This window comes from Streptomyces sp. PsTaAH-124 (assembly GCF_000373685.1).
In the GTDB taxonomy this organism is placed as follows: domain Bacteria; phylum Actinomycetota; class Actinomycetes; order Streptomycetales; family Streptomycetaceae; genus Streptomyces; species Streptomyces andamanensis.
Genome location: NZ_KB892159.1, coordinates 51,922 through 67,508 on the forward strand (window position 1 = coordinate 51,922; position 15,587 = coordinate 67,508).

15 protein-coding genes are annotated in these 15,587 nt (G+C 72.8%); 8 read left to right on the top strand and 7 right to left on the bottom strand.

Features of this window, described 5'->3' with window-relative positions:
- The first annotated feature begins 14 nt into the window (after positions 1–14).
- Complete coding sequence (locus B086_RS0104685; protein WP_026252103.1) at positions 15–320, top strand: hypothetical protein; 306 nt, start codon at positions 15–17, stop codon at positions 318–320.
- Between the two features lie 90 nt (positions 321–410).
- Here the strand turns inward: B086_RS0104685 and B086_RS39135 are convergent, their stop codons facing one another.
- Together B086_RS39135 and B086_RS0104695 are read right to left on the bottom strand one after the other, a co-directional pair.
- Positions 411–1,091: an isochorismatase family protein gene (locus tag B086_RS39135; RefSeq protein ID WP_063746751.1), complete on the bottom strand. Its 681-nt coding sequence runs from the start codon at positions 1,089–1,091 to the stop codon at positions 411–413.
- Between the two features lie 16 nt (positions 1,092–1,107).
- Positions 1,108–1,812 (bottom strand): DUF2470 domain-containing protein, encoded by a 705-nt coding sequence (locus B086_RS0104695; RefSeq protein ID WP_018565249.1) that lies wholly within the window; start codon positions 1,810–1,812, stop codon positions 1,108–1,110.
- A gap of 235 nt (positions 1,813–2,047) precedes the next feature.
- On the opposite strand from B086_RS0104695, the gene B086_RS0104700 reads away from it, so the two are divergent.
- Positions 2,048–3,526, top strand: a complete 1,479-nt coding sequence (locus B086_RS0104700) for a glycoside hydrolase family 76 protein (RefSeq protein WP_018565250.1) — start codon at positions 2,048–2,050, stop codon at positions 3,524–3,526.
- A gap of 67 nt (positions 3,527–3,593) precedes the next feature.
- Here B086_RS0104700 and B086_RS0104705 read toward each other — a convergent pair whose 3' ends face one another.
- Positions 3,594–4,181 (bottom strand): TetR/AcrR family transcriptional regulator, encoded by a 588-nt coding sequence (locus tag B086_RS0104705; protein ID WP_018565251.1) that lies wholly within the window; start codon positions 4,179–4,181, stop codon positions 3,594–3,596.
- Between the two features lie 179 nt (positions 4,182–4,360).
- Between B086_RS0104705 and B086_RS0104710 the strand changes: the two genes are divergently transcribed.
- Entirely contained in the window at positions 4,361–5,002 is a 642-nt protein-coding gene (locus B086_RS0104710; RefSeq protein ID WP_018565252.1) for a CatB-related O-acetyltransferase, read from the top strand.
- An 86-nt stretch (positions 5,003–5,088) separates the two neighbouring features.
- Here B086_RS0104710 and B086_RS0104715 read toward each other — a convergent pair whose 3' ends face one another.
- Positions 5,089–5,796, bottom strand: coding sequence for an NUDIX domain-containing protein (locus B086_RS0104715; protein ID WP_018565253.1), 708 nt, complete (start codon positions 5,794–5,796; stop codon positions 5,089–5,091).
- 49 nt (positions 5,797–5,845) lie between these two features.
- Here B086_RS0104715 and B086_RS0104720 point away from each other — a divergent pair, with 49 nt between their 5' ends.
- From B086_RS0104720 to B086_RS0104740, 5 genes are all read left to right on the top strand, one after another.
- Positions 5,846–6,604 (top strand): DeoR/GlpR family DNA-binding transcription regulator, encoded by a 759-nt coding sequence (locus tag B086_RS0104720; RefSeq protein ID WP_018565254.1) that lies wholly within the window; start codon positions 5,846–5,848, stop codon positions 6,602–6,604.
- A gap of 39 nt (positions 6,605–6,643) precedes the next feature.
- Positions 6,644–6,958: a DUF6368 family protein gene (locus B086_RS0104725; RefSeq protein WP_158679292.1), complete on the top strand. Its 315-nt coding sequence runs from the start codon at positions 6,644–6,646 to the stop codon at positions 6,956–6,958.
- A gap of 214 nt (positions 6,959–7,172) precedes the next feature.
- On the top strand, positions 7,173–8,207 hold the full coding sequence (locus B086_RS39140) for a helix-turn-helix domain-containing protein (protein WP_018565256.1): 1,035 nt from the start codon (positions 7,173–7,175) through the stop codon (positions 8,205–8,207).
- Between the two features lie 91 nt (positions 8,208–8,298).
- Positions 8,299–11,319 (top strand): hypothetical protein, encoded by a 3,021-nt coding sequence (locus B086_RS0104735; RefSeq protein ID WP_018565257.1) that lies wholly within the window; start codon positions 8,299–8,301, stop codon positions 11,317–11,319.
- A gap of 106 nt (positions 11,320–11,425) precedes the next feature.
- A complete protein-coding gene (locus B086_RS0104740) occupies positions 11,426–13,027 on the top strand; it encodes a DUF5722 domain-containing protein (RefSeq protein ID WP_018565258.1) in 1,602 nt (533 codons plus the stop codon).
- A gap of 79 nt (positions 13,028–13,106) precedes the next feature.
- Here B086_RS0104740 and B086_RS0104745 read toward each other — a convergent pair whose 3' ends face one another.
- The 3 genes from B086_RS0104745 to B086_RS0104755 all read right to left on the bottom strand — a co-directional run bounded on the left by B086_RS0104745 (position 13,107) and on the right by B086_RS0104755 (position 15,569).
- Complete coding sequence (locus tag B086_RS0104745; RefSeq protein ID WP_018565259.1) at positions 13,107–13,913, bottom strand: SDR family oxidoreductase; 807 nt, start codon at positions 13,911–13,913, stop codon at positions 13,107–13,109.
- 70 nt (positions 13,914–13,983) lie between these two features.
- Entirely contained in the window at positions 13,984–14,739 is a 756-nt protein-coding gene (locus tag B086_RS0104750; RefSeq protein WP_018565260.1) for an SDR family NAD(P)-dependent oxidoreductase, read from the bottom strand.
- Between the two features lie 32 nt (positions 14,740–14,771).
- Positions 14,772–15,569: an SDR family NAD(P)-dependent oxidoreductase gene (locus tag B086_RS0104755; protein WP_018565261.1), complete on the bottom strand. Its 798-nt coding sequence runs from the start codon at positions 15,567–15,569 to the stop codon at positions 14,772–14,774.
- Between the last annotated feature and the right edge of the window lie 18 nt (positions 15,570–15,587).

Genomic DNA, 15,587 nt, shown 5'->3' on the forward strand with positions numbered 1-15,587 from the left:
GCAGGGTGTTGCTCTTGGTGTTCGCCGGACGCGCGGCGCACGAGCGGCACTTCGCGGACTTCACCGAGGAGGCCGTCCTGCTCGCGGACCGCCTCGCCGCACAGCCCGAGGGTGAACCGGCGGAGCTCCAGCAGGAGTTGGCCGCACTGTCGCTCCGGATGATCTGCGGGTTCGCGCTCGGCGGCGCGGACGCCGGTACGGACGCGGCCCGTGTCGTCGCCGCGTTCGAGGAGGTGCTGACCGAGCACCTCGGCCGGCTCTACGGGGTGCCGCGGACCGACCCGCGCCCGGCCGCGCGGGCCGACGAGGCGCTGGGGTGACCCCGGTGGAACGGTTCGTCCTGTGGGCACGGGACGGGATCCGGATGACGGTACGGCCTCGGGGCCGGTGACCGGTCGTCCGCGGGCCGTTCAGGTCGCCGCGGCCTGCGGGGAGCCGGTACGGGTACGGAACGCCGCCGCCACGGAGTCGGTGAGGGTGACCATGGAGCAGGTGTCGGCCAGCCACTGGACGGCCATCGCGTGGTGGGCGGCGGTGCGGTCGGCCACGGCGTCGGCGACGACCACGGGGCGCAGATCCTGCATCCAGGCGTCGGCCGCGGTGAGCAGGACGTCCGTGCGTGCCGTCGCGCCGACGACCACCAACTGGTCGCGTCCCAGCTCCTTCAGGCGCGACCGCAGCCGGGTCCCGGCGAACGCGCTGTAGCGCTTGGCGGTCAGGACCGTGTCGCCGGTCTGCGGCTGGAGCACCTCGACGACCGCGCGCGCCTCCGCCTCGGCGAACTCTTCCTCCGGCGGGACCGGATCCGGCCGGGCGGCGACCCGTACGCCTTTCCCGGCCACCTGTCTGCCGGGCGCCGCGGTCACATAGAGGACGGGCACTCCGCCGGAGCGCGCGCAGTGCACCAATCTGCCTATGTTGGCGACGAGTTCACCGACCGGCGCGGTGTCGCGCAGGGCGCGCAGGACGGGCTTCTGCATGTGCTCCACGAGGAGCGCCGAGCGGTGCGGATCGATGGTCCAGCAGGGGCTGTCGTCCGGCACCGGCACCGCGTCGGGCATGCGGTACGGGACGACACTCGACGACGTCATGTCTCGGCCTTTCGGCTCAGGCCGGCATCCGGCCGGTGTGGGAGATGCGGCGCGAGGCCGCGAGCAGGGCGTGGATCTGGGTCCCGACGTGGTCGATGTGCCGTACCGGGGTCCGGAACGGCACACGGGCGTCGCGGTGGGTGCGCCGGTACTCCAGCCGCAAGGTCAGGCCGTAGCGGTCGACGGCCAGCGGGAGCACCCGCCGCACACCGCCCTCGGGGCGCGGGCGGACGAGCCGCAGCAGGCGGGGCACCAAGTCGGCGTGCTCGTCGACGAGATGGGTCAGCATGCCCGCCTCGCACATCGCCAGCGGGTCGAGTTCGGTCGTCTCCAGCTCCGGGAGCGTCACGTACGAGCGTCCGGCGGCGTCCTCCAGGACGGCCTGCCCGAACTCCATGCAGGTGCTCTCGGTGGCTTCGGCGTCATACGGGGCGCCCAGCACTCCGGTCAGCGTGACCCGGGCGCGCAGCCGGTCCCGCACGGGCGTGGGGGCGATGTCGGTGAGTTCGAGCCGGACCGGGACCCGCGTGCCGGTCGAGGCGCCGCCGCTCTCGCACGGGGCGTGGAGGTGGAAGTGCCCCATGGCGCCGAGGCCGTCCAGCCGGCGCACCTCGTGGCCGCGTCCGTCGCTGACCACGGTCATCGAGTGGGCGGCGGCCAGGATCGAGCGTACGCGCTCGGCGGCTGACGGCGCGCCGGCACGGCTGAGGAAGTGACGCATCCGGAGTCCTCCGCAACGAATAACTTAGGTTTGCCTAACCTAACCTACCGCACCTTGATCCCGAGGACCAGCGGCATCCCGTACCGGGGCGGCCCGAGGGGCGCGCGACCTCCCCACGCTTGACATGCGCGAGACAATGCGACGAGCGAAGCGGCACAGCCCGGCACCCCGGCACGGAGAACGAGAAGGCCGCAAAGACCACAGAGACCGCGGAGAACACGGAGAAGAGGCGGACATGACCCTGTTCGGAAGAAGGCGAACGGCGGCGGGACTGTCGCTCGCCGCCACCCTGCTCACCGCGGCACCCGCGGCTGCCACCGGAACCACCGCACCCGCCCCGGCGGCAGCCACCGCCGGTACGGCAGCGGCCGTCTGCGACCTCTACTGCGACGCGCGCGACCCCTCCGCCGCCACGTCGGAACGCGTCCCGGTGAGCAGCTCGCTCTACGGCCGCAGCATCCGTCTCCATCTCTCCGACAACGATGTCATGGGCTGGGCCTCGATCGACACGGGCGATCCCGGTGACGAGGTCTGGCTCGACCGCAGCTTCGACGGCGGCAGGTCATGGTCCTCCGGAAGCAAGCTCGGCGACACCCGGACACCGGACGGGGCACGTGGCTGGCGGACCCTGATGTACAACGTCGACGACTGGAACACCGCCGGGGTCGGGGCGCTGCGCGCCTGCGGCAAGGCCGGTGACCGGGCGGAGATCGCCTGCACGGCCTGGGCCCGGGTGGACCGCAACGCCTGGAGCCGGGGGACCGCGGCGGCGACGGCGCTGATGATGTCCTACGACCGCGGCACCGGGCTCTTCGGCGGCAACGGCTGGTGGACCGCCGCTAACGCGCTCACCGCCGTCATCGACAACGCCCGGGTCAGCGGTATGCCCAGCTACAAGTACGCCATCGCCACCACCTACGACAAGAACCTCCGTGCCCAGGGCGGCGACTTCACCAACGACTATCTGGACGACACCGGTTGGTGGGGGCTCGCCTGGGTCGCGGCGTACGACGCGACCGGTGACGGCCGCTACCTCGCCACCGCGCGCGCCGACGCGGACCACATGAACGCCTCCTGGTCGGGCGTGTGCGGGGGCGGGGTCCTGTGGAACAGGACCAAGACCTACAAGAACGCCATCACCAACGAGCTGTTCCTCCAGCTCAACGCGGCGCTCCACAACCGGATCCCCGGGGACACCGCCTATCTGGAGCGCGCGCAGCGGGAGTGGTCCTGGTTCCGGCAGAGCGGGATGATCAACAAGGACCACCTGATCAACGACGGTCTCACCGACGCGTGCGCCAACAACGGGCAGACCACGTGGACCTACAACCAGGGCGTCGTCCTCGGCGGCCTCACCGAGCTGTTCCGGGCGACCGGCGACAGCGGTCTGCTGAGCACGGCCCGTGAACTCGCCGATGCCTCCACCTCCCGGCTGGAGACCGACGGCGTCCTGCGCGAGCCCGGTGAGTCCGACGGCTGCACCGGCGACGGCCCGTCGTTCAAGGGCGCCTACGTCCGCGGACTCGGCAGGCTGGACGCCCAGTTGACCGACCACCCCTACGCCGCGACGCTCGACCGGTGGGCGGACGCGGCGTACGCCAAGGACCGCAACTCCCTCGACCAGTACGGCCCGCACTGGAACGGCGGGGCGGGCACCACCGACTACGGGTGCCAGCAGAGCGTCCTCGATCTGCTCAACGCCGCGGGGCAGTAGGCGCGCACCGGCGGTGCCCGGGAAGGCGGATGCCCGGGAAGGCGAGTGCCCGGACCGGGCATGCCGATCACCGCGCGGCGTACGCGTCCATGAACATGTCCAGCAGTCCGTCGACCGCGCTCTCGTCGACCGGCAGCGGCGTCAGCAGGTGGCGGTAGTACAGCGCCCCGCACAGCACCTCGGCGGCGAACGTCAGATCCGCGTCCGCGCGCAGTTCGCCGTCGCGCTGGGCGCGAGTGATCCGCTCCAGGGTGCGCTGTTCGGCGGTGCGCAGGAACCGCTCGTACAGCGTCGCCCGCAGCGCGGGGTCGGACTGGGCCTCGGCGATGACCGCGCGGTAGACCTGTCCGATCGGCGGATCGGCGAGGGCGGCGGTGGAGCGCAGGAACTGTTCGCGCAGGTCGGAGCGGATCTCACCGGTGTCGCCGTAGTCCAGGTCCGTCATCCAGGCGCGGTGGAGCGCGTCGAGGAGCAGCGCCGCCTTGCCCGGCCAGCGGCGGTAGACCGTGTGCTTGCCGACCCCGGCCCGGCGGGCGATGGCCTCGATGCTCAGGCCCGCGTACCCGACCTCCGCGGCCAGGTCGAGCGTCACCTGGAGCAGCGCTTCGGTGCGGGCGGCGCCCCGGCGCCGGGGGGCCGGGGGTTCGGTCGCCATGGGTCCGAACTCTAACGGCACGCGCCATGCCGTTGACAGGCCCGCGTCCGAGGCCACAGGATGGCGGTTCGATCGGCACGCCCCGTGCCGATCCGATCGATCTGACCGATCCGGGCGGGCTGACCGTTCCGAGCGCACCGGCCCGCAACCGGTCCGAGACCGACAGGGGACCTCTCCGCATGCCCGTACCCGCCGACCCGACGATTCTCCACCCGATGCCGGGACAGCCGCGGGTGGTGCTACTCAAGCCGCTGGTGAAGTCCCCGCTGATCGAGGTCGGGGAGTATTCCTACTACGACGACCCGGACGACGCCACCGCGTTCGAGACGCGCAACGTGCTCTACCACTACGGGCCGGAGAAGCTGGTCATCGGCAGGTTCTGCGCGCTGGGCACGGGGGTGCGGTTCCTCATGAACGGCGCCAACCACCGCATGGACGGCCCCTCGACCTTCCCCTTCCCCACCATGGGCGGCTCCTGGGCGGACCACTTCGACCTGCTCACCGGCCTGCCCGCACGGGGGGACACCGTCGTCGGCAACGACGTCTGGTTCGGCCACGGCGCCACCGTGCTGCCCGGTGTGCGGATCGGGCACGGCGCGATCGTCGCCGCCGGCGCGGTGGTCACCGCCGACGTCCCGGACTACGGCATCGTCGGCGGCAACCCGGCCCGTCTCATCCGCACCCGCTACGACGACCGCGACGTCGCCCGGCTGCTGGCGGTGGCCTGGTGGGACTGGCCCGCCGAGCACATCACCGCGCAGGTGCGGACGATCATGTCGGGCAGCATCGACGAGCTGGAGGCCGCCGCACCGCGCCAGTGACCTGTGCGGCGATGCGGCGGTGCGGCGGGGGCTCGCCGGAGTGGGAGCGAGCCCCCCCCCCGGTGAATCCGGCCGGGGGGCCGAGGTCAGCCGGTGCCCGGTGCGGGGGCGAACGGCCCGTCCAGAGCCGCCCATTGCAGGAGCATGATGGTCTTGGCGTCGGCGATCCGCCCGTCGCGGGTCATGGCGAGCGCTTCGGTGAAGGGCAGTTCGAGGACTTCGATGTCCTCGCCCTCCGCCTCCACGCCGCCGCCCGTCCCGGTGCGGTCGGCCGGGGTGTAGGGAGCCGCGAAGAAGTGGAGGCGTTCGGTGACGGAGCCCGGACTCATGTAGGCGTCGAGGACATGGGTGAGCGGGCCGAGGGCGACGCCGAGTTCCTCGGCGGCCTCACGCCGTACGGCGGTGAGCGGATCGTCCGCGTCGAGCAGTCCCGCGGCCGCTTCGACGAGCACGCCGTCCGGATGGCCGTTGACGTAGGCCGGGTAGCGGAACTGGCGGACGAGCAGGACCCGGCCGCGTGCGGTGTCGTACGGCAGGACGACGGCGCCGTTGCCGCGGTCGTAGGTCTCGCGCGTCTGGGTCTCCCAACGCCCGTCGCGGCGGCGGTAGTCGAAGGTGGTGCGCCGTAGGACGTGCCAGCCCTGCGAGGTGAGTTCGACGTCGCGGACCACGACGCCGGGGTTGCGGTCCAGGTCGCGTCCGGCCCGGTCCAGACCGGTGCGGCCGCGGTGGTCGGGCATGTCGACGCCGGGGCGGGGCACGGGGAGCGGAAGGTGCGTCGCTTGGTCGGTCATGACGCGCTACAGTACATGCAGAAACGTGCATGAACAGGAGAGAACGCGAATGCTGGCTGCCGAACGACGCGACCATCTGCTCGGTCTGCTCGCCCGCGAGGGCAAGATCGTCGCCAAGGACGTCGCGGCGGGGCTGGGGATCTCCGAGGACAGCGTGCGGCGCGATCTGCGCGACCTCGCGGCCGAGGGGCTGTGCCAGCGGGTCTACGGCGGCGCGCTGCCGGTCTCCCCGGCGGTGGCCGACTACGCCGCCCGCCAGTCGGTGACCCCGGACGGCAAGCGGAAGGTGGCCTCGGTCGCCGCCGCCCTGGTGCCGCCGGGCGGCGCGCTGATCCTCGACGGCGGCACCACCGCTCTCGCCGTCGCCCGCGCGCTCCCCCGGGATCTCGCCTGCACCGTGATCACCCACAGTCCGACCATCGCCGCGGCTCTGCTCGACCATCCGCAGGCGGAGCTGTTCCTGCTCGGCGGGCGCGTCTTCAAGCACTCGGCGGTCGCCTGCGGCGCCGCCGCGGTCGAGGCCGCGCAGAACGTCTCCGCCGACCTCTGCCTGCTCGGCGTCACCGGCGTGCATCCCGAGGCGGGGCTGACCACCGGCGACGCCGAGGAGGCGGCGATGAAGCGCGCCCTCGCCGCACGGGCCGCCGAGACCTACGTCCTCGCGTCCTCCGAGAAGATCGGCACGGCCTCGCGGTTCCGCGTGCTGCCCTGGACCGCGATCACCGGCCTGATCACCGACGCCGACCCCCACGACACGGTCCTCTCCCGGCTCAGGACGCTCGGCGTGGACATCACGACGACCGGCTGACCCCGCGCACCGGACACACGACCGGCTACGCTCCGCCCCGTGAGCGGACCTGTGCTGGTGATCGAGTCGGCGGTACCCCTTTCCCGTACGACGCTCCGGCGCGTCCGCGAGCTGCTGGCACGCACCTCGGCCGCCTTCGAGGAGCAGCGGACCGGCGAGTACGCCGTGTCCGTACGCGCGCGGGATCTCGGGGCCCCGGACACCGGGGACGCCGACGGCGGCCGCCCCCTGCTGGTCTCCGCCCTCGGGCCCGGCATCGGCGACGAGGATCTCTTCGCGGCCGAACACGCCGACGAGGCGGAGCTGCCTCCTTCCTGCGAACCTGGGCCCGGCGGCCCGGTTTCCGGCTCCTGAAGTAGCCCGACCGGGACCCGGCCGCGCCGAACTCCGGTGGGGCGTCGGCCCGCCGCCCCCGGCCGTGCGACCGGGGGCGGCGGGACACCGGGCGGAGGCGGGTCAACCTTCCCCGGCTCCGCACCGTCGATCACTGTGGGACCCGGCGGGGCGGCCGACGGCAGGCTCGCCGGATCCGCACGCGTCGAACCACGCGTCGGACACGGGGGAACAAATGCTGCGGATACATTTCACGGAAGCCGACTACGCGGCCGTCCGGCTGCGTGAGGGCCCGGATGCCATGTGGGAGACCCTGCTGAGTCTCCATGCCCTGCAACAGCCTGACGAGGCCGTGGAGTTCGGGCGCTGGCGGGCGGAGGTGGCCAGGGAGCTGGATCCGGTGGCCGCCGACAGCCTCTTCCCGCTCGCGCCGCCGGTCGGCTACTCGCCGGACTTCCTCACCCCGGCCGGGGCAGAGGGCTTCGGACCCGGTCTGGAACGGGTGCTGGCGACACCGGTCCGGCGCATGGTGCGCGAACTCGGCCGGCTCCGTCCCGCGCGGGCGTCGGCATCGTACGTACGCGGTCTCGCCGCCGCCGAGTCCAAGCCGCTCCTGCGGCTGCGGGACGCGCTGCACCACTACCACACGACGGCTCTCGCCCCCTACTGGCCGCACATCCGGCAGAGCGTCGGGGCCGAGGCCGCGCTGCGGCTGCGGGTGCGCGAGGAGCGCGGGGTGCGGGAGCTGCTGCGGGGCGTCCACCCGGCCGTCCGGTTGCAGGGGGACGTCCTGCGGGTGCCGTATCCCGGCCCGGACCGCGAGGTCCGCCTCGGCGGCCGGGGGCTGCTGCTGGTCCCGTCCTTCTTCTGCCGCAACCGCCCCATCTGCCTGCGCGACCCGGAGCTGCCCCCGGTCCTCGTCCACCCCTTCGCCCGCGAGGCGGAGTGGCGTACGCCCACGCGCGGCGGCGGCGGCCTGCCCACCCGCGCCCAACTCGCCGCGCTCACCGCCCTGCTGGGGCGCACCCGTACTCGTGCCCTCGCGGAGATCGGCGCCGGGTGCACCACGGGCGAGCTGGCCCGGCGGCTGCGCATCTCCGCGGCGGCCGCCAGCGAGCAGGCCACCGCGCTGCGCCGGGCGGGCCTGGTGTCGACCGTGCGCAGCGGGCGCACCGCCCAGCACGCCCTGACGGTCCTCGGCGCGGATCTGCTGCACCAGCGGCACCGGCCGCCCCACCCGCACGACCCTTCGGCCACAGCCGAAACATAGGAAAGCCGGTTGAGCGTCCGCCGCCGTACCGGGACAGTGACCCCGGGGCTGCTCCTGACGAGACGGGACAGCGTGTCGTACGGGGGGTTCCATGCGCGCGAGCGTCATACGCGTCGGCCGGGTCTGGGCGGCGGTGCTCGCCGTGCTGGCCTCACTGTTCGTCGCCGGGGCGGGGCAGGCGGCGGCGGACGATCTGCCGCCGCTGCCGCTGGGCAGCGACTGCAACCTGGCCGGTGAGACCAAGACCGGTCCCGGCACCATGGACTTCAGACCGACCGCCCTGCAACCGACGCGTATCGAGGCGCCCGGCGGCACGGCCAAGACGAGCACGACGGGCACCCGCACCGAGAGCATGACGACCACGGCCACGATCAGCGTGAGCGCCAAGCTCTCGGTCGCGGAGGTCGAGGCGTCCGCCTCGACCGGGCACACGGCCCAGCAGAGCCTCACCTACGGGACCGAGGTCCAGCAGAACGTCTCCGTGCGGCCGGGGCAGTACGCCTTGGTCTCGTTCGGCGTCTACTCCTGGAAGACCACGTACGCACGGACGTACACGATCCCCGGGTGCAACAAGGACGCCAGTGCCCTCCCCTGGTTCGCGGACTACTCCTACATGTGGGTCCCGATGTACGCCGGCTGGAAGATCGAGTACTTCCCGCCGAACGGTTCGGGCAGCAGCGGCGGCAACCCGCCCGGTCCGGTCACCGTGCCGACCAAGCCCCAGCTGGTGACGTCGGTGTACGGGCTGCCCGACGGCACCGTGCTCAACACCAACGACACCCACCGCGTCTACAAGATGGCCGGCGGCGCCCCGATCTGGCAGTCCACCTGCGACGGCGGGCTGTGCCCCGACGCCAGGCCCACCACGCAGGCGGTCATCGACGCCGGTCCCGCGGCGCCGTCGGACGGTGCCACCGTGCAGGACCAGCAAGGGCAGATCTTCAGGTTCGTCGGCGGCGCACCCATCCACATGGCCACCTGCGACGGCAGCGGCTGCGGCACCCCCGTCAAGGTCTCCACCTGGAGCGTGGCCGCACTCGACCACATGCGGCCCGTACCGGCCGACGGCGCCACCGCCCAGGACCAGCAGGGACAGATCTTCAAGTTCGCCGGCGGCGCACCCATCCACATGGCCACCTGCGACGGCAGCGGCTGCGGCAGCCCGGTCAAGGTGTCCACCTGGAGCATCGCCACGCTGGAGCACATGCGGCCGTATCCCATGGACGGCGCCACCGTGCAGGACCAGCAGGGGCAGATCTTCAAGTTCGCCGGCGGCGCACCGATCCACATGGCCACGTGTGACGGCAGCGGCTGCGGCAGCCCGGTCAAGGTGTCCACCTGGAGTGTGGCGACGCTGGACCACATGAACCCGGCGCCGGTGGACGGTTCCACCGTGCAGGACCAGCAAGGACAGATCTTCAAGTTCGCCGGCGGCGCACCCATCCATATGGCTACGTGTGACGGCAGCGGCTGCGGCACCCCCGTGAAGGTGTCCACCTGGAGCATCGCCGCGCTGGAGCACATGCGGCCGTATCCCATGGACGGGACGACGATCCGGGACCAGCAGGGGCAGATCTTCAAGTTCGTCGGCGGCGCGCCGGTCCACATGGCCACCTGCGACCCGGGCTGCGGTGCTCCGGTCCCGGTGTCCACCTGGAGCGTCTCCCATCTGGACCACATGCTGGCGGTGCCGATGGACGGGTCGACCGTGTCCACCGAGAACGGGACCGTCTACAAGTTCGCCGCCGGGTACCCGTTCCGGCTGTCGGGCTGCTCCTCGGACTGCGGCTTCCCGGTGCCGGTCACCCAGTGGAGCGTGGACCACCGCGAGCACATGGCCGACAGGCCGGTGGACGGCATCAGCCTCGTCGCGGCGGACACCGGCACGCTCTACCGGACCAGCGGCGGGTTCACCGACCCGGTGGGACCGTGCCCGCAGACCAGCGGCTGCCAGTGGGCGCCGCGTGTCGACCAGTCCTCGGTGGAGTTCCTCACCGACCCCAGCGCCAACCACGGCCCGCTGTACGGCCAGCTCACCCGGTACGTCAACGGCAGCGGCGACCACTACAGCGCCACCGGTTCCGTACCGCCCGGCTACCGCGCGGAGGGTCCGCTCGGCCAGCTCGACCTGGTGCAGGAGCCGGGCACCCACCCGCTGTACGCCTGCCAGAACGGCGCGGAGGAGTTCAGCTCGGTCCGGGACGACTGCGAGGGCTCGCCCCGCATCGCCCTGCTCGGCCACCTCTACGACTCCCCCGCCCCCGACGGGCCGCCGATGCTCGCGGTGTACCGCTGCAAGGACGGCACCGCCGGGGAGCACTTCGACTCCACCGACCCGAAGTGCGAGGGCAAGGTCCAGGAGAGCCTGCTCGGCTACACCATCGGCTACGGGGCGCTGACCCGGTACGTGCACCAGGGCGCGCCCAGCGACCACTGGACCACCACCCGGGCGGCCGGGGCCGGTTACCGGCCCGAGATCGCCATGGGCATGGTGTCCCTGGTCGGCGGCCCCGGCACCCGCGCCCTGTACAGCTGCCGCAGCGGGAGCGACGAGTTCACCTCGCTCCAGGCCGACTGCGAGGGCGCGACGAAGCTCGCCGGGATCGGCTGGGCCTGGGAGGCGCCGGTCGCGGGTGTGCCGAGCCTGCCGCTGTACCGCTGCCGGATCGCGGGCGGCGAGCACTTCGTCTCGCACGACGCGAAGTGCGAGGGCATGCAGCAGGAGACACTGCTCGGCTACGTGGTGGCGCGGGCCGCCGTGACCCGCAGCATCCGGGGCACCGACCACGCCGAGGGCACGGCGGGCCTGTCCGCCGGATACCGGGCGGAGGCCGTGCACGGATACCTCTCCCTGGTCGCCGAGCCGGGCACCGAGGCGCTGTACCAGTGCCGAGCGGGCGGGGACGACTTCACCTCGCTGGACTCCGGGTGCGAGGGCCAGACCGTGCAGGGCACCCTGGGCTACGTCTGGAGCGAGCCGCCCGCCGGGCGGCCCAGCACACCGGTCTACCGCTGCAACACCGGCGGCGGGGACCACTTCGACTCGGTGCGCGAGGACTGCGAGGGACAGCACAGCGAAGGGCTCCAGGGCTATCTGCTGACCACGCCCTGACCCGGCCCTCCGTCGGCCCTCCGCCGGCCACTCCCCAGCCGGGGGATCCGCACCTTCACTGCACCTGTCCGACACCGACCGGCCGTCGTACGGCAAGGAGACCGCGATGAGACGTGGGGCACACGCCCGGTGGACCTGGCCGGCCGTCCTGTGCGCGCTCGTCCTGCTGCTCGCCCCGGGCAGCGGGACGGCCGCGGCCGAGCCGCACTCCCCTGTGGCGCCGCTCGCGTACCCCGAGCGCGGCGACTACCGGATCAAGGCCGTCCAGCCCGACGACTGGCCGGACAAGAGCGAGATCGCGGGCAACAAGACCGGCGGCGTCGCCATGAACCTGGTGTGGGCGCAGTGGCAGCCCACCGTGCAGTCCCCGCCGTGCTCCACCGGCCAACAGCAGTACGACGGCCAGTGCTTCACCGTGCCCGCGCGCCTGGACGACGACATCCGCGACTGGACCGAGCGCGGTCTCGTCGTCACCGGCGTCGTCTACGGGACACCGGCCTGGGCCCGGACCGGCAGGACGTGCGTGCCCTCCGCACCGGGCATGGAGATCTTCTGCGCCCCGGACCGCGCGAGCGACTACGCCCGTTTCGCGGGCATGCTCGCCCAGCGGTACGACGGCCTGCACGGTCACGGCCGGGTCGCCGACTTCGTCGTCGGCAACGAGGTCAACACCAACACCTGGTTCAACATCGGCTGCGGCCACGGCACTCCGTGCGACACCACCGCGTGGCTCGACGAGATCGCCGCCCTCTACGACACGGCCTACGACCGCATCGGCGCCGAACAGCCCACCGCCCGCGCCTATCTGTCGCTCGACCACTCCTTCGGCAGCGCGCTGGACGCCCCCGCTGCGGCGGAGCCCGTCCTGTCCGGCATGACCGTGCTGCGCGGCCTGGCCGCCCGCGCCGGAACCCGCCACTGGCGGGTGGCCATGCACCCCTACCCGCGTGACCTGCGCAGTCCCGTGTTCGGCCCCGATGACACGCCGTACGTGACCTATGGCACGCTCGGTCATCTCGTGGGCTGGCTGCGCCAGAACTTCCCGGCGGACACCGAGGCATGGTCGGACGTGCAGCTGACCGAGAGCGGCATCACCTCGGCGGGATCCTCCTCGCCGGAGCGGCAGGCGCAGGCCGTGTGCGACTCCTTCCGGGACGTGCTCGGCACGCCCGGCATCACCAACTACGTCTACCACCGCATGCTCGACAACCCCACCGAGACCGCGGCCGGGCTCGCCCTCGGGCTGCGCGCCCCCGACGGCAGCGCGAAGCCCGCGTGGCGGACCTGGGCCCTGGCCAACCGCGCCGACCTGACACCCGCCCAGTTGTCCTGCGGTTTCGAGGATCTGCCGTACACCCGCCTGGTCCGCGCCCACTCCCCGACCCGCGGCCACTGGGCCTCCACCCGCGGGCTGCCCGCCGGGTTCACCGCCGAGAACGCCTGGCGGCTGCTGCGCCACGAGGCGTCCGGCACCCGTCCGCTGTTCGAATGCCGGGTCGGCGGGCACAACATGGTCAGTACGGAGGCCGGCTGCGAGGGCCAGGAGCCGCTCGGCCCGCTCGGCTACGCGGGTACGGCGCCCGCGCCGGGCACCGTCGCCCTCTACCGGTGCCGGGTCCCGTCCACCGGCGACCACTTCGTCTCCGAACAGTCCACCTGTGAGGGCCAGTTGACCGAGGGCCTGCTCGGCTACGCCTGGCGGACCTGAGCCGGGAGCCGGGCGGGCCTGAGCCGGGCGGGCCGGACGCGGGCTGCCGCGCGCCGCTCCCCGGCTCGCTGACGTACCGTCAGGGCCGCGGGGTCAGCACCTTCGGCCAGTCCAGGCCGCGTACCTTGGCGTCGAGGCCGCCGTCGCAGTACATCAACGTGCCCACGCAGTAACCCGACTTGGCGGAGAGCAGGAAGAGCACCAGTTCGGCGACCTCTTCCGGGCGGCCCGCCCGGGCGGCCGGGACGGATGCGAGGAACGCCTCGATACCGGCGGCGATCCGCGGGTCCTTGCGGCCCGCCCGGGTCATGGGGGTGTCGATGAAGCCGGGTGCGATGGCGTTGAGGCGGATGCCGTCCGCGATGTGGTCGGCGGCGCGGGTGCGCGTGTAGTACGCGATGGCCGCCTTGGTGGCCGGGTAGGTGAGGACACCGCCGTCGTCGGGCAGCTCGTCGGCGAGGGTCCGGGCGGCGTCCTCGTCCCCCGCCAGGCAGGCCGCGGCGAGTTCGGGGCTCCAGCCGGGCTGCGTGGTCATGGAGTTGGAGGAGGCGAGCACCACGGAGGACTGGCCCGCGGCGGCCAGGGCCGGGCGCAGCCCCTCCAACAGGCCGATGGCACCGAAGTAGTTGACGGAGACCAGCAGGCTCGCGGGGCGCCCGGCGCCACCGGAGATCCCGGCGAACGGCACGAAGCCGTCGAGCCGTCCGTCCGCGAGGCGGGTGACCTCGGCCGCCGCGGCGGCCCGGCCCTCCGGGGTGCCGAGGTCTGCCTCCACATCGGTGCCGCGCAGGTCGACGCCGATGACCCGGTGCCCCTGCTCGGTGAGCCGGGCTGCGATGGAGGCGCCCATACCGGAGGCGGCTCCGGTGACGGCGATGGTTCCCATGAGGTCGTTCTCCAGGTGGTTCAGGTCGTTCAGGTCGTTGGACCGGGGCCGTGCTCAGGGGGCGTACGGCTCAGCGGAGTTTCACGGATCCGCCGTCGGCCATCACGGTCTGCCCGGTCATGTACCGGGAGTCGTCCCCGGCGAGGAAGCCGACGACGGGGGCGACGTCCCGGTCGGGATCGCCGAAGCGGCCCAGCGGCACCGCGGCGGCGGACCGGGCGTACTGCTCGGGGTGGGCCTCGGCCCACTGGGCCACCCCGGCCGTCAGCGCCATCGGGCAGACCACGTTGACCCGGATGCCGTACGGCGCCCATTCGTTGGCGGCCACCCGGCTCAGTCCGCGGATCGCCTCCTTGGCCGCCGCGTACGACGCCTGGTTGGGTTGGCCGTTGAGTCCGGCGCCGGAACCGAAGTTGACGACGGAGGCGTGGGCGGACTTCTTCAGCTCCGGCAGGGCGGCGAGCATGAAGTTGCGGGTGGCGTACAGGCCGGTGTCCATCGCGAGGTCCCAGTCGTCGTCCGTCTGCTCCTCGAAGGGCTTCTGGCGCGACACGCTCGCGTTGTTGACCAGGACGTCCAGCGCGCCGAAGCGTTCGACGGCGGTGGCCACGGCCGTGTCGGCGACCCTCCGGTCGGACACGTCGCCCCGCAGGAAGACCACGGCGTCGCCCAGTTCCTGCGCGACCGCCCGCCCGGCCTCCTCCTGGAGGTCGACGACTACGACCCGGGCGCCGCGCGCGGCGAGCAGTCGCGTGACGGCGCCGCCGATACCGGACGCGCCTCCGGTGACGATGGCCGACCTGCCCAGGAGAGCGGGAGAAGTCATGGTGCGGTTCCTTTCAGGGGTGCGGGCGGTGCTCAGCCGGGGAGCTGGGCCCGGCGGCCGGGGGCGGCGGACGACTGCATGGTCATCCCGCCGTCGACGACGAGGAGTTGGCCGGTGAGGTAGCGGGACTCGTCGGAGGCGAGGAACACCATGGTGTGGCCGATGTCCTCGGGGGATCCGAGGTAGGGCAGCGCGTTACCGTTCCTGAGGCTCTCGATGACGCTGTCGGGGAGGTTGTTCTCCAGGGCGGGGGTCATGACCGCGCCGGGGGCGATGGCGTTGCAGCGCACGTTCTGCGGGCCGTACTGCACGGCGATGGACTTGGTGATGCTGACCACGGCCGCCTTGACCGCACCGTAGGACGTCTGGAGGACGTCGCCGACCAGGGCGGCGACGGAGGCGGTGTTGATGACCGAGCCGCCGCCCGCGCGGATCATGTGCGGGATCGCGTACCGGGCGCCGAGCAGCGTGCTGGTCACGTTGCGGGCGACGGCCCGGTGGAACTCCTCCATGTCCATGCGCAGCAGGTCCAGATCGGTGCGCGGGTTGGTGCCGCCCACGTGGTTGCAGAGCACGTGGAGGGCGCCGAACTCCTTGACGGTCGCGGCGGTCATGTCCGCGATCGAGCCCTCTTCGGTGACGTCCACCGTGACGGGCAGCGCCCGGCCGCCGGCCTGCTCGACGAGCGCGGCGCTCTCCTCGGCGGCCGCGGTGTCGAAGTCGGCGACCACGACCCGTGCGCCCTCCCGGCCCATGAGCTGTGCGGCGGCACGGCCGATGCCGCTGCCCGCGCCGGTGATGACCGCGACCTTGTCCTGGAGACGTTCCATGGGGTTACTTCCTTTGCT

Coding starts and splice junctions, on each gene's coding strand:
- B086_RS0104750 (WP_018565260.1), bottom strand. CDS start 14,739: ATGACTTCTCCCGCTCTCCTGGGCAGGTCGGCCATCGTCACCGGAGGC.
- B086_RS0104745 (WP_018565259.1), bottom strand. CDS start 13,913: ATGGGAACCATCGCCGTCACCGGAGCCGCCTCCGGTATGGGCGCCTCC.
- B086_RS0104715 (WP_018565253.1), bottom strand. CDS start 5,796: ATGACCGACCAAGCGACGCACCTTCCGCTCCCCGTGCCCCGCCCCGGC.
- B086_RS0104735 (WP_018565257.1), top strand. CDS start 8,299: ATGCGCGCGAGCGTCATACGCGTCGGCCGGGTCTGGGCGGCGGTGCTC.
- B086_RS0104695 (WP_018565249.1), bottom strand. CDS start 1,812: ATGCGTCACTTCCTCAGCCGTGCCGGCGCGCCGTCAGCCGCCGAGCGC.
- B086_RS39135 (WP_063746751.1), bottom strand. CDS start 1,091: ATGACGTCGTCGAGTGTCGTCCCGTACCGCATGCCCGACGCGGTGCCG.
- B086_RS0104705 (WP_018565251.1), bottom strand. CDS start 4,181: ATGGCGACCGAACCCCCGGCCCCCCGGCGCCGGGGCGCCGCCCGCACC.
- B086_RS0104755 (WP_018565261.1), bottom strand. CDS start 15,569: ATGGAACGTCTCCAGGACAAGGTCGCGGTCATCACCGGCGCGGGCAGC.
- B086_RS0104720 (WP_018565254.1), top strand. CDS start 5,846: ATGCTGGCTGCCGAACGACGCGACCATCTGCTCGGTCTGCTCGCCCGC.
- B086_RS0104740 (WP_018565258.1), top strand. CDS start 11,426: ATGAGACGTGGGGCACACGCCCGGTGGACCTGGCCGGCCGTCCTGTGC.
- B086_RS0104710 (WP_018565252.1), top strand. CDS start 4,361: ATGCCCGTACCCGCCGACCCGACGATTCTCCACCCGATGCCGGGACAG.
- B086_RS0104700 (WP_018565250.1), top strand. CDS start 2,048: ATGACCCTGTTCGGAAGAAGGCGAACGGCGGCGGGACTGTCGCTCGCC.
- B086_RS39140 (WP_018565256.1), top strand. CDS start 7,173: ATGCTGCGGATACATTTCACGGAAGCCGACTACGCGGCCGTCCGGCTG.